Source organism: Calothrix sp. PCC 6303 (assembly GCF_000317435.1).
Taxonomy (GTDB): Bacteria; Cyanobacteriota; Cyanobacteriia; order Cyanobacteriales; family Nostocaceae; genus PCC-6303.
Genome location: NC_019751.1, coordinates 438,843 through 451,412 on the forward strand (window position 1 = coordinate 438,843; position 12,570 = coordinate 451,412).

Sequence of the window (12,570 nt, forward strand, 5' to 3'; positions counted from 1 at the left end):
TCCAAGATTATTGACAAATCATGTAAATAAAATATCTAGTTTTGAAACGCAATTATTTTACTTCCTAGAAAGTATTTGATTTAGCTTGTAATGTTTTTGATATTTCCAAATTTTTAAGCTAGTATGAACCCACTTCAGCACAATTTAAAGTGCATATAAAGTTAAGTTATTCTCAACTTGCATTCACTCTTAGCTTATGAGAATAACTTAGTTTTGACAGAGAATTTTCAGGGTGTTATCTATTGTATCTATAGTTTTTGCACAGGTTTAAAAGTAAAAATATAACCTCCTCCAAAGTGCATATAATCACGTTGATGTAAGCTGGATTATGGTCTGGGCTTGCGACTAATTTGTTTGATATTTTATTCTGATTTAAACAATAAGTTAAATTTCTGAAAATATAGTCTTGCCAGACATATTAGTCTGGATTTTATCTAGCTAAAAATACCTATAAACAATGATTTGAATCAATCTAAATTTTCATTCAATCTCATCAGATTGAAGCAGTTTCAGTTGTTTGTAAAAATAGGCAGTTGGTGGTTTATGAATCAACAAAATAACATCAAAACCAACCCACAACCGAACAAAAATAAAGATTCACAATTACCAAGAGTATCAATTTCCTATTGGCGCTTTCGCGGTAAATCCTGGAAAGCTTATCAATTACCAAACGGTGCTAAATTTATGAGCGACCGCCAAATGGCACTATTGGTTGGTCAGCCAAAAAAGATTGTACGGGAGTTTATTGAGTCGCAGAATTTAGAAAGGATAGATGTACAAGTTGATAATGGTACGGGTGTTCGAGTTTATCCTTTATCAGTGGCAGCAATTTACTTATCTAAACTTTTAAACGACGATGATTTAGATAAACATCCTTTGGGTATTTCTCGTGGTGAGTGGCATTCCTTAATCAAAGCGTTATGTAAGAAAGAACCTGGTAGAGGAACTATGCCTAATCCTTGCTTTTTTACTGGTGACTATCGGGTAGAAATAGCGAATAGGCTCCGAGTTAATTTATCAGCTAATATTAATCTCCAAGTTTTAATTTTGCAGTCTGGGGAATATTATATTGAATATAGAGAGGGTTTGAAGTGTATTCAACATAATACTAATTGGTTGATGCATTATTCTCCAAAAAAGGCAAAAACTTTATCTGCTTTGAAGATATCGAAGGATATTGTGGAATGTCGAGTGAGGATGGAAAAGGGGTTTGAGAGTGTGTATTCACTTTCACTTCAAGATTGGTTGTCCTTATGGGAATATTTTGCAAATCAGAAAAATAGGTATGCGATCGCGCTTCTCAAAGCTTGTGCTGAGGAGGGTATTGGTATGATGATTGATAGGGCTATTACTGAGAGTTAATGTTATTCTGACGGAAGCGATAGCTATCTTTAAAGGTAATTTGAAGCCATAAAGCTGATGCTTAAGTTTCAGTTTCTAACTCAGATGTTTGCTGTTTCTTCCATTCATCGGTAAGCAAACCCGAAAAACCCCAATTTTCATCTGCAATTTCTTGAATGACTATATGGGTATGCTCTGGCTTTTTTCCAAGTATATTTACAAGCGAATCAGTTACTTCTTTGACTAATAGAGCTTTCTGTTCTCTCGTTGCACCTTTGGTAATTTGGATATTTACGTATGGCATATTTTCAAATTAATTTACTCGTTAATTTTGATCGTATCACTACAAGTAAGTATCTCCTCCAATAGCCAGTTACACTGCAATGGGGATTTATCATCTTTTATAGGGTTTCAATTCCCCCAAAAAGAAGTAATAACAGGCGCAAATTCTGAAGTATCAGGACTTGATGCTGGTTGACAGATATACTTAGCTCGATTCTCTATCGCCAAAATCCTATCAGTATCCCTTACATACAGAGGAACCATCATTTCCCGTTGTTCCAACAATTCTTGCAACCCTATTTCCATCTCCCTCCCCTGGTGAAACAAAACACGCGCTGCTTTCTCCACCATTCTTGCTAACTCAGCACCAGTGCAATTAACAGTTTTATTCAGAATAATCCGCCATTCCTTCTCTGTTAGGACATCATCATGTTTGTAACGCTCATCAAATCGAGCTAAATGCAGCATCAAAATTTGCTTGCGTTCGATAGCTTGGGGAAATCCTACATAAAATATCTCGTCGAATCTCCCTACCCTCGTGAGTTCTGGGGGTAACGCATCAAGTCGATTCAAGGTTGCAACGACGAACACCATACTGGTTTTATCCTGCAACCAAGTTAATAGCGTTCCTAAAATTTGCCGGGAGCCAATATCCTCCCCTGACTCGTTGGAAGCAGCAAAAAGTTTATCGAACTCGTCAAAATAAAGCACCACAGGAGCGCAAGCTTCCACTCGTTCCAACAACTGTTTGAGATAAATAGCACCACCTGTGATAACTGCTGCGGTATCAACAGTCACCAAGGGAAAAGTGAGAATTTGTGCGATCGCATTCGCAGCCAAAGTTTTACCCGTTCCCGGTGGTCCGACGAGCAAACAACCTTTAGGGAGAGGAATATTAGCATCTCGCGCTTGGGGTAAAAAGTCTTGTTTGACATTTTCGATATACTGTTTCAGCAAATCTAAACCACCAAAATCCGGAGCATTCGGTAAACCAACAAAGTTTAAGTTGAAGGCACGAAAACGGCTGATTTTATATTCAAGTAAATGTTTAGCGAGAACATCAATTGTAGGGCGATCGCAGGAATTTAACGCTAGCTTTAACCCTAAACAGATTTCTTGTTGGGTCAAACCACTACTCGTATTAACTAATATCGAATTATCGGAATTATCAAAATCTGGGAATAGAATCAAAATATCATCAATAATATCAGAAATCTCACCATGACTGGGTAGTGGCATAGATATAGATGGAACTAAGCGATTTAAACTATCAGGTAGCTGAGTAGTATCATTTGAAAGAATAATGAGATACTTGCCAGTATGATTATTTTCTAATTCAAAATAGATATTGACAAGATGAGAACTTATCTTGCAAACATCTGCGCTATTTGCAGACAGTAAATTCTCAAATAAAAAAACTCCAGGCTCCTGGGAATCAAGTAAGTAATCCAAGCTAGTAAATAGGGTTTGATATTGAGTATGTAGGTTAAAACTTCGGCTTCGCTCAGTTTTAACATCGAGCGAAGCCGAGATGTTAACATAATCTATTTTATGATTCGACCTAAATCGAATTAGCTTCAAGCATCCCCATCCCGCAGTCCATAAATATAGGGGAATATCCTTGCCACAAGAGGTAGGGGAGCAGAGAGCAGGGGGCAAGGGGGAAGACTTGGACAGAGTACAAGCTCCGTTTCGCTCCGCGCAAAGGGGAAGGGTTTGTTCTCCCCGCTCCCTGCTCCCTTCCCCTCTGCCTCTTCCGCGAGCAGCGCATTCAACATAGATTTTTCTCAACAAATTCATTCGTTCTTGGATTTGAGTGTTTATACAGATAATTGGAACACCAGAGTCCCTGACTGCCTGACAGATTTGTTTGAAAAGCAGTCAAACCCAGGAATTAAAGGAGTAAATTCGAGAAAAGCATATTCCGAGATTGTCATCTTGACGAGCTTTATTGGAGGCAAAACTTGGTTGAGGATCTTGTGATAACAAAGGAATTGGGGTGAGTAATTGTCGTCCCTTGTGAATAACACCTTTGAGCCAGCGCAAACCAATCTTGAGATAACTTAAACCACGATTCCAGTGGGGGTCAACACAAGTACGTAAACCAGCAATTTGTACAGCCATGCCGTGGGTTGTACTGTAAAGTAAAGCTAAGGCGGCAATCAAATACAATCTCTCCAAAGATTCGGCATCACGAATGCGAGAATCTTCGAGTTCAAATGCACCTGATTTACTGTCCAGAAATAGTTCCTCTACGCAGAACCTCAAAGCATACTCATGCAATGTTTTTAAAGCTGGCTCTTCGTCTGTAACAACTGCCCAATGCTCGGATACCACTTCTGGATAGGCGACTACCAAATTACAGCGAATTAGGCAATCTTGCCACAGTCCAACGTTACGATAAAAAGCTGCTTGTCCTCGATTTGGATAAATTGATTTTACATGTGTTGGGTAACGTCTAACTCCATGCAAGCATGTATCACTTGGGATACGTATACAGTAATGCCAATTGCTTTTTTGCAACCAACTCAAGAAATCATGATTTGCAAAGCCCCTATCTGCAAGTATCATAATATCGGAATCACGGCGTAGTAACCACCTAGCTTTACGTAGCATCACCTCGTATTCCTTAAATGCAACCGTTGCACTGTTATGTTCCAATACTCTCCACAATAAAGGGATTGCTCGCCCACAACACACCACTGAGATGTGAATCATGCAGAAACGATTCCAAAGCATAGTTGTATCTAATGCCAAATACAATCGATGTTTTTCCCAGTCTTTGAGTGCCAACAATGCCAATGGCAAGTATATTTTTTCAACGTTAATCCTTATATTTTCAAGGAATCTATGCCACCTGCGCTCGTAGCTTTGAGCTTGTTTGGCATAACTGTCTACATATGGTTCCCATGCGCTCAAACTTAACTGACCACTACATATCAGCCCATTAATCATCCAAGCAAGAGTTTTTAAATGACGCAAATCACGGTAGGTACTGTATTGACGTAAGTATCCTAATACCTGACTATAAAGTTGGGTTGAGTTTGACATGGTATTTTTTGGTAGAAGTCTGGTAACTTTACCATCTCATGTCTCTCGACCTTTTTTACTAAAATCCTTGATTTTGCTAGGCTTTTCAGAGTTCTGTCAGGCAGTCAGCCAGAGTCCACTAGCAAGTTCAAATCGGATAAACTATTCATAGATTGAATTACCTTTCTTGATGATTAGTTAATTTAAGAGAATTCACGGCTTCTTTTTTAGAGCTTGTTTGTAATTTAGGCAGGATTTGCTCGAAATAAACTAAATCGCGTTCGCTCATATTACTTTTGACACTCCCTCCTGTTTTTTCCAGTAAATTACCTCGTCCATCTTTGGCTTTAATTTGCACATCTCCATTAGGGTTTGCTTGCCATTTATAGGAAAAAGCACCATCGATAGTGACTTCTTTTTGTTGTGCTACTGCATACTGTATTAATGCATTACTAACCCTCTCAACACGAGTAAAATATTCAGCTTCTTGTCTTCCTACTGGAGCAAAAGAATTGGGAACTGTGTGGTTTTGTTGTAGCGATGTTTGTAATGTTGTAAAATCCTTGATATGATGCTTTTCTAAATTACTTCTCTCAACTCTTAACCCCAAAGGAGTCGTTTGAAACTGCATTATTTGCTTGTTCGTTGCCGAATCCTTAATTTCATACAGCGAACCACTACGAGAAATTTGGTATTTATCGGTTTGGTATTGATTTTCCCCTGGTTGTGTTTGGAGGCGAAATAAGTTCTTAATCGATGCTGCGAATTGATGTTGAGTTGAGTTATTTTGATATTCGCTGATACCGATTTTGACAGCAGAAGTAAAGCTGTTTATAACAATAGAAGTTTTATTTTTTAAATCTTGCCACCATGATGTATTTTGTGGTTGCTGTAATCTCTGATGAATTAATTCTTCATACAAGTTATGTTCTTGCTGTAATGCTTTAATTTCAGAGCGTAGTTGTTCTAATTCTGCATTTAATAAGGTTTTTAAGGGACTATCTTCTAAGGTATTTAATGATTCAGCTACTCGTATCGAACCTGCAACTTGAGTTTTAGTATTATCAATTTGATTATTTTCTATAGATGAGAATTCTGGATAAATAATTTCTTCAGAGTTATGATTAGTTTCTGTACTTTTAAATCCCTCTATATTTTCTCTACCAATATCTTGAACTATTTCTTTTTGTAATAATTCATTGACAATTACCCTCCCATCTTTGTCCGACTGTAAAACTACTTTTCCATCCAATTCGACTCGCTTATTAATCGCTCCCTCAACAACTTCCCCAACTGGTGTAGAGCGTAATTGTTGTAATTGGATAATAAGCTGAGGGTTTAGTAATTCACCGGATAAACCGGATATTTCATCACTAAACTGGTTATTATCGCGTCCATACACCAATTTATCATCATCAAATATTTTTAATCCTTGCTTTGTATTATTTTGCTTTGCATCCAGTAATGCTTGTAGCAACATTTCAATCACTTGCTCGTAACGCTGCTGTATCGAATTGGCATCACCAGCATCTACTACAAATATGTCTGGCATTACAATAACTCTCCAAAAGCATTAGCTAAAATTTGTAGACGATTAACTATGACTTCCGAAGCAATGTAGAAAACAACTAATTCTCCATCAAGTAACCAAGCAATAAACTCACTTTTTTGGGCAGTATTACGTGTCATTTCATAAGAAAAACAGCTATTTAACCTTCCAGCCAATAATCCGTTTTGGTCAAAAACTTCTACTACTCTTGGAATATAGCCAATATTTAAAGGCGGTTTATCAATGGCTTGGTTAACCATCTCCAGCCATTCAGGATAATTGGACAGTAATGAAAATATATCTTGACTAAAATCAACTTTTAATTTTTCCATAATATGAAACCTAGAAAATATTTTTTAATTCTTCAACAGAAGGTATATTCCTTGACTCTTCTGGCATTGGAAATAATTTTTCAGCTAATTCTCTCCGTTCTAAAAACTGTTGGGAACGTTCTTCATCGCTAATTTGAATTCCATTGCATTCAATCAATTTTTCTCTAACAAAATCCCACTTATTTTCTGACCAATTCATCTCTTCAATATCAGATTTTGGTACTTTCATCGCTTGCAACAAAGGAACATAAGCCTCATTCCCACGGGTGTAAGCTGGGTTAATAACTACTGCTCTCCCCGTACCCATCTTGGCAAATTGTGCGGGTTCCAGTAGGTGCCGTTTTTGGTGGTGTTCGTTACTACTGCGGGAACCACCACCTTTCCCCGTACTGCGAGATTTAGAATTAAACTTAATTTCCATCTCTCCCAAATAATCACTAAAAAGCTTTGCAGATTCGGGATCTTGGGGATTAAAGATAAACTTGGTTGCAGTACCACCCAGAATTGCCCTTGCTAATTCCTTCCCATATACTTTCTCCAACTGGGCAATATTTTGATACCCCAAAATCCCCACAAAACCATCCTCACGTCCCTCATTCAGCCAGTTGACGAGCGCTGGTAAATAGAACGTCGGTAACTCATCCAATGCAACTATTAGAGGATCTTTACGTGGTACAGTGCGGGTGATGTTGCGTGTCACAATCATGTGGAGAATTGCCGCGAGTAGGGGACTGACAATATCTCTGTTGTTTCTATCCAACCCAAAAATAATTAGCTGCTTTCCATCCAAATCCAGTGGTAGCGTTGTCCTACCGCAAAATGCACCAACAAAATCCCGTTTGAGGAATCTTTGAAACATCCGCTGTGCAGTTCCAATAATTGATGCAGCAGTCTTTTCCGAATCCTTGACGCTGATTAGCTGAGATAATGGTCGTGATGTCCAAACTTTCAACTTTTCCTTGGATGCTAATTCCAGCCTTGCCGCTAAATTAGGCAAAGATAGAATTGCCTGTGCCATCATTAAGTCACAGTATTTAGCCTCACCAGTTAAGGTTTTAATTGCTTTAGTGACAAGTAAAATCCCCTCAACTAAAGAATCTCCAGCTTCCTCAAAAAATTTATCACTACTAGAGCACCAGTCCAGTAGAAGATATTGACAAATCAGGCAGAGTATGAATTATTAAAATTAGAAATTTCTTTATTATTAGTTTCAAACATACGAGCAAGAACGTGGAGATTATGAACAACAGCCATACGTCGAAGGTCAAAAAGGTTTTTGCGTAAGCCAATGTAGCGAGCTTTATCTCCTTGCCACTGACCAATATGAGCTAAACTATGCTCAACACTAACGCGCTCGCGGAGTTTCTCACGTCCACTCTGTGTAGTTTGACGTTCCCGTAGCTCTACAAGTAGAGACTCGTCAGGGTGAATAGAGATACTGCGACCTTGCTTACTCTCTGTACATTGAGAGCGTAAAGGACAGGTTTGACATTCGTGTTTGGGGAAGTGGACAACAGTCCCCTCATTAAAGGGTAAACTAACTCCATTGGGACAGCGAATGAAATGATTTTCCCAATCCAGAACAAAGGCATTTTTATCAAAAAAATTACCGTTGCGGACTTTCCATGCCTTGCAAATAATAGTCATATCAGGTGTGCGTTGTTTAACCCAATGACTAGCTAAATATGCACGGTCAATATGTAGCTCTTTGATGTCAAGAGTTGTTACGTTCTGGGCATTTAAGTCGAACTCAATTGCCATAGTTACAGATGCTTCTGGTTCGTTTGCTCTGGTAACACCAACAGCTCTTACCATTTGCAATTCTAAGTCTTTGAAAATATGACGTTTGTAACCATCAATTTTTTGGCTGCGACTTTTACGACCATGACGCATATCCTCATCCTCAATTGAAATGCGTCTATCTTTAGCAACACCTTTACGGAGCTTTGGGGAGCCATCAGATTTCTCCTCAACATCTTGTGATTCAATTTGCCTCGCATCTTCAATGCTCTTGTTGACTTGAGTGCTTGTTTTTCATCCAAATCAGTTTTTGTTTGACCCAAGACTCAACTGAGTCTAATGTTTGCAATATTGTAGATAGTGCAACATTACGAGCTTCCGGGTCATCCCAATCTAAATCTAAGGCAGCTTTCAGGCTCGTTCCCGTGATGATTTCTGCACCGATAGTCGCTGTAACGCCTGTAACACCAGAATCGTCCTGTTCATAATTCTGAGCTATTACGAATAATGCTTTCCTTAGTGCATGACCTAACAAATTATACGTGTCTTCCACACGTGCCGCTCCCCATAACGGGCTTGAATCTAAGGCTACTTTTAACGACTTCGGATTGTAACCTTCATGAAAATGTGCCATTTCAACTGTTTTCGCCACAATCCTCTGGTCAAGAGACTTTGACATCAAAAGCGCACGAAATCTAACTAGTGTCCCTTTGCCAAATGGAGCTTGTTCACAATCGAGACAATCTAAAACTAGCTGCCATCGCCTATCCATTTCAATCGCTTCTATTGCCTCGTCATCTGAAACCCCTGTATATGCTTGTAAAATTACTGCAAGTGCAAGTTGTGCTGGTGGTATTGGAGATAAACCAACACTACTGTCCTTGAATACCCTTGCTAACTCCGTTTGGAAGTCTGGGTCAAATAATTCGTGTCGTATTTGCCGCAAAAATACAAATAACTTTGCTTTGCGTATACGTTTCGCAACTTTTTCTTCTTTGCTTGACAGGGAGATTGGAGGTTCCCATATTAATGGACGCATAGTTTGCACTCCTCATACCTTATTCTCCTTATTCTCCTATAAATTAGCCTCTGCAAAAACTATGTATCTTGTCAACTACTTCTACTGGACTGGTGCTCTAGCATTTCCACCTCTATCGAAGTTGCGAGAGATAACTTGAGTGATTTGTCCAGAGGAAATCGCATCCTCTTCATCTCGAAGCAAATCCAGAGGGTTACAAGTTTCGCTTTCTGGAAACCCTGGTGCAAAGATTTTTACCGTATATCCCCGTTTCATCGCATAAGCAACAGCACGTTTGGTTTGTGCTGGAAATTTGAAATCGTAGAGTAGCATGGGGAATCCCTGGTCAAATGTGCTACGAATTAAAGGGTCAATTACTGAGAAGGTTTTACCAGAACCCGCAGCACCAATGACGGCAATTCCTCTTTGTGCATCGGGAACATATAGACTAGGGTTTGCAGAAGAGAAGAAAGGGAAATTATTTGGTTGGGTTTTGATAAAACCCGATCGATACCATTGTTTTTGGAGATTAATTTGCATATTACGAGGAGTTCCAATATACAAAGCGGCAGAATTACGAGTTGGTTTTAATATCTGCTTTTTCGCTTTATTTGTAGCTTTTGATTTTTCTTTACTACCTCCCCAATAACTAGTTGCTACTTTACCTTTGTTATTGCTTTCCGATAGTAGTTTAGAGAATGCGTTCACGAAGTGACTGCGAAGCAGTATCGCACTCAAACAAGCTAACAGCATCAAACCAGATTGTGATTTGATTAAGTTGGGTAGTCTCTCGATTTGTAAACTAGAGTTAGCTGGCTGATTTTGAGCATAATTCGACATAAATTAATTCTCTCCTTCCAAATATTTACCGACTTCTGTTAAAGCTTGATTCAAACGTATATATTTACCTTTGTGGTGACAATATCGAGTTCGAGAAACAATATTTGCTTTTGATATTGGTTGGGTAATTATTAAACAAGGAAATCTCGAATTATCGATATCAGTTGCTTGAACTAAATTTTCCTTCGGTGGTAGGTAAGGATTAGCAATAAATTCTAGAAGTATGTTTCCCGATTCGTTATAAACCGAGTATAAGCATCCATTAGTACCGCAAAGTTGGGAAGAGCGATAATCGAAAATATATAAATTTCCAGCAGAGCCAGATGGGATTTTCAAAACTTTAATTGATGAAGTATCAAGATTGCGAATTGATTTTTGAGATAATACTGTTTTTAATAAAGGCTTTGGTGCTAAAATCTCCGCATACTGCCAACCAGTTGGCTTGCTATTTAGAGATATGTAGGTAATCAAAAATGAAGCCGCAAAGACAACTAATGAAATAAAGAATATTAAACGATATTTTTCAAATTTAATACTTAAAATTTTACCAATGTTTCTCAGCATGGTAAATACACAAATAAAATTATAAACAATTCATGAATTGCAAATTACGTGAGTATTTAGTTTTTATTCTTTTACCGTATTCTTTGCTGGTAACACCATCACTAACATGAATAATTGATTCATCAATCGGAATATTTACACCAGCAAACTGCATTTGAGCCACACGCTCAATTAACCTATCTCCTGTGAAAGATTTACCTGTATTTGGATCAATTTGCTGTGATGCTGTCGATAGTAAGCTATTTGTTTCCGATTCAATTAAAGTCTGTTGTTCGGAAGGTGAAAAATACTGTGTCATTTCCTCACCTGTAATCTTCTCTTCAGAATCTAGCTTCGATATAAAATCTTTCCCACCAGCTTTACGGGTAATAATTTCTCGTATATCTGGACGAGATGAGATAAACTGCATTGCACCAATTGCACGTCCACAATTTCCAGAGGAATTACACCCATAATTACCAACAAAATTATAATTATTTTGCGTGCTTGATAAAGCCAAACTCAGAACATCAATATTTGCACCAGATACATGCATATTTTTGCAATTCTCTTTTGATGCTGGGATTAAATTAGCGATAGCATCCTTATTTATATTGCTAGTAATCGGAGAATGATTAAATCGAAAACCACTACTTTTTAGTCCTGTGGGATTAGAAATCGAGTTGCGTTCGCTGTCGATTCTACCCAAAAATATCGGTTCTTTTTCTCTATAAGTCATAAACGGAACGGGACCGATAAAATAGGGGGTACATCCCAAATCGACGAAATTATTCCGCATACAAACTCGGAAGAATAACGATTGAGAAATCATACCATCCACTTCCGATACATCCCATACCGCGACTTTAAAAGCATCACCAAACAGATTTCTTCCCGTTGGTTCTTTCCCACCATTAACCGAACCGAGAATCCCCTTACCACCTTTAACTAATTGATATTTACCACTAATCCAAGCTTTTCCATTTACCGCAGGGGAACCAGATAGTTCGGTATGAGCGCAATCTTTGTCACAGGGTACAGCAAAACCTTCTTTGTTACTTCCGGAGATAGTTCGTTCTCGCTTTTGTTCATCGGTTGCAAAAGCAACATCAACTATTCCCACGGAAGTACCCACTGGATTGAGGGGATTGGGAAATTGAGAGAAGGGGACTTCATTGAGTCCAGGAATTTGCGAAATGTAAACTCCCTGCCATTTATCAAAACTTGCGATCGCAGTATTCTTTAAATTAGGAATTGAACTGAAATTATAGGATTTTAAATCCAAAGAGTCGAAACTTAATTTACCTAAATGGGGTGATTGCTTGAGTAAATAGCCAATAGTTTGATTTGTATCGAAAGATGTCGATAAATTTTGAGATAATAAATCAAAAATTGGTTTGACTTGAGAAATAGGAAAATCTTGTAATTCAGGTATCGCTTTGACCAAACTATCCAAAGTTTGCAATTTCATCACGCCAAAATAATCCAAGCTAATTTTCTCTAAATCCAGATTCACAATTTGCGAAATATCCATCAGTGAGAACTGTTGTAACTTGAAGGAATCTTGAAAATCACCCAACATTGTAAATGAATCTGGTTTTTGTCCAGTATTCCAACTGCGGGAGGGGTTGTATCCAAGTTGATCCACGACATTTTGAGATGATTGAAATGAACCAGGTTCGCTAATTGCTGGCATATTCGAGAAAGTGATTTGATTCCAATCTGGTAAACGGGTATTTTGCCAAGTAACCGTGGGTATTTGTTGTTGTGTCGTTGGAGGATTCGACATACTGTGTTGTTGTGGAAAAACAATAATCCCACCCGTTACTAATAATGACAGACTCAATCCTGTAAAATTTATGAATATTTTCTTGTTGCGTTTCATGATTTTCTCG

11 protein-coding genes and 1 pseudogene are annotated in these 12,570 nt (G+C 38.2%); 1 reads left to right on the forward strand and 11 read right to left on the reverse strand.

The features are described from left to right. Window positions 1-543: 543 nt before the first annotated feature. Window positions 544-1,362: a hypothetical protein gene (locus CAL6303_RS01810; RefSeq protein WP_015196110.1), complete on the forward strand. Its 819-nt coding sequence runs from the start codon at window positions 544-546 to the stop codon at window positions 1,360-1,362. A gap of 61 nt (window positions 1,363-1,423) precedes the next feature. Here the strand turns inward: CAL6303_RS01810 and CAL6303_RS01815 are convergent, their stop codons facing one another. From CAL6303_RS01815 to CAL6303_RS01860, 11 genes and pseudogenes are all read right to left on the reverse strand, one after another. Next, window positions 1,424-1,645 (reverse strand): tautomerase family protein, encoded by a 222-nt coding sequence (locus tag CAL6303_RS01815; protein WP_015196111.1) that lies wholly within the window; start codon window positions 1,643-1,645, stop codon window positions 1,424-1,426. Between the two features lie 107 nt (window positions 1,646-1,752). Next, window positions 1,753-2,862 (reverse strand): ATP-binding protein, encoded by a 1,110-nt coding sequence (locus tag CAL6303_RS01820; protein WP_238993757.1) that lies wholly within the window; start codon window positions 2,860-2,862, stop codon window positions 1,753-1,755. 125 nt (window positions 2,863-2,987) lie between these two features. Further along, window positions 2,988-3,164 carry a hypothetical protein gene (locus CAL6303_RS30975; protein WP_238993758.1) on the reverse strand — a complete coding sequence of 59 codons (177 nt, stop codon included), beginning with the start codon at window positions 3,162-3,164 and terminating at the stop codon, window positions 2,988-2,990. A gap of 340 nt (window positions 3,165-3,504) precedes the next feature. After that, window positions 3,505-4,674 (reverse strand): transposase, encoded by a 1,170-nt coding sequence (locus CAL6303_RS30980; RefSeq protein ID WP_015196004.1) that lies wholly within the window; start codon window positions 4,672-4,674, stop codon window positions 3,505-3,507. A 157-nt stretch (window positions 4,675-4,831) separates the two neighbouring features. Then, window positions 4,832-6,205: a hypothetical protein gene (locus CAL6303_RS01830; protein ID WP_015196113.1), complete on the reverse strand. Its 1,374-nt coding sequence runs from the start codon at window positions 6,203-6,205 to the stop codon at window positions 4,832-4,834. Continuing rightward, the gene (locus CAL6303_RS01835; RefSeq protein WP_015196114.1) at window positions 6,205-6,534 is read right to left on the reverse strand and encodes a hypothetical protein; all 330 of its coding nucleotides are present in this window, start codon (window positions 6,532-6,534) and stop codon (window positions 6,205-6,207) included. The genes CAL6303_RS01830 and CAL6303_RS01835 overlap by 1 nt, the downstream gene beginning before the upstream one ends. 10 nt (window positions 6,535-6,544) lie before the next feature. Continuing rightward, window positions 6,545-7,708, reverse strand: coding sequence for a type IV secretory system conjugative DNA transfer family protein (locus CAL6303_RS01840; RefSeq protein WP_339374024.1), 1,164 nt, complete (start codon window positions 7,706-7,708; stop codon window positions 6,545-6,547). After that, a pseudogene (locus tag CAL6303_RS01845) lies at window positions 7,696-9,313 on the reverse strand (IS1182 family transposase). The gene CAL6303_RS01840 and the pseudogene CAL6303_RS01845 overlap by 13 nt, the downstream one beginning before the upstream one ends. Window positions 9,314-9,394: 81 nt before the next feature. Further along, window positions 9,395-10,132, reverse strand: coding sequence for a hypothetical protein (locus tag CAL6303_RS01850; protein ID WP_321572288.1), 738 nt, complete (start codon window positions 10,130-10,132; stop codon window positions 9,395-9,397). A 3-nt stretch (window positions 10,133-10,135) separates the two neighbouring features. After that, window positions 10,136-10,696: a hypothetical protein gene (locus tag CAL6303_RS01855; RefSeq protein ID WP_015196115.1), complete on the reverse strand. Its 561-nt coding sequence runs from the start codon at window positions 10,694-10,696 to the stop codon at window positions 10,136-10,138. A 19-nt stretch (window positions 10,697-10,715) separates the two neighbouring features. After that, window positions 10,716-12,560, reverse strand: a complete 1,845-nt coding sequence (locus CAL6303_RS01860; RefSeq protein ID WP_015196116.1) for a hypothetical protein — start codon at window positions 12,558-12,560, stop codon at window positions 10,716-10,718. Window positions 12,561-12,570 lie beyond the last annotated feature (10 nt).

Coding starts and splice junctions, on each gene's coding strand:
- CAL6303_RS01810 (WP_015196110.1), top strand. CDS start 544: ATGAATCAACAAAATAACATCAAAACCAACCCACAACCGAACAAAAAT.
- CAL6303_RS01815 (WP_015196111.1), bottom strand. CDS start 1,645: ATGCCATACGTAAATATCCAAATTACCAAAGGTGCAACGAGAGAACAG.
- CAL6303_RS01820 (WP_238993757.1), bottom strand. CDS start 2,862: ATGCCACTACCCAGTCATGGTGAGATTTCTGATATTATTGATGATATT.
- CAL6303_RS30975 (WP_238993758.1), bottom strand. CDS start 3,164: ATGTTAACATCTCGGCTTCGCTCGATGTTAAAACTGAGCGAAGCCGAA.
- CAL6303_RS30980 (WP_015196004.1), bottom strand. CDS start 4,674: ATGTCAAACTCAACCCAACTTTATAGTCAGGTATTAGGATACTTACGT.
- CAL6303_RS01830 (WP_015196113.1), bottom strand. CDS start 6,205: ATGCCAGACATATTTGTAGTAGATGCTGGTGATGCCAATTCGATACAG.
- CAL6303_RS01835 (WP_015196114.1), bottom strand. CDS start 6,534: ATGGAAAAATTAAAAGTTGATTTTAGTCAAGATATATTTTCATTACTG.
- CAL6303_RS01850 (WP_321572288.1), bottom strand. CDS start 10,132: ATGTCGAATTATGCTCAAAATCAGCCAGCTAACTCTAGTTTACAAATC.
- CAL6303_RS01855 (WP_015196115.1), bottom strand. CDS start 10,696: ATGCTGAGAAACATTGGTAAAATTTTAAGTATTAAATTTGAAAAATAT.
- CAL6303_RS01860 (WP_015196116.1), bottom strand. CDS start 12,560: ATGAAACGCAACAAGAAAATATTCATAAATTTTACAGGATTGAGTCTG.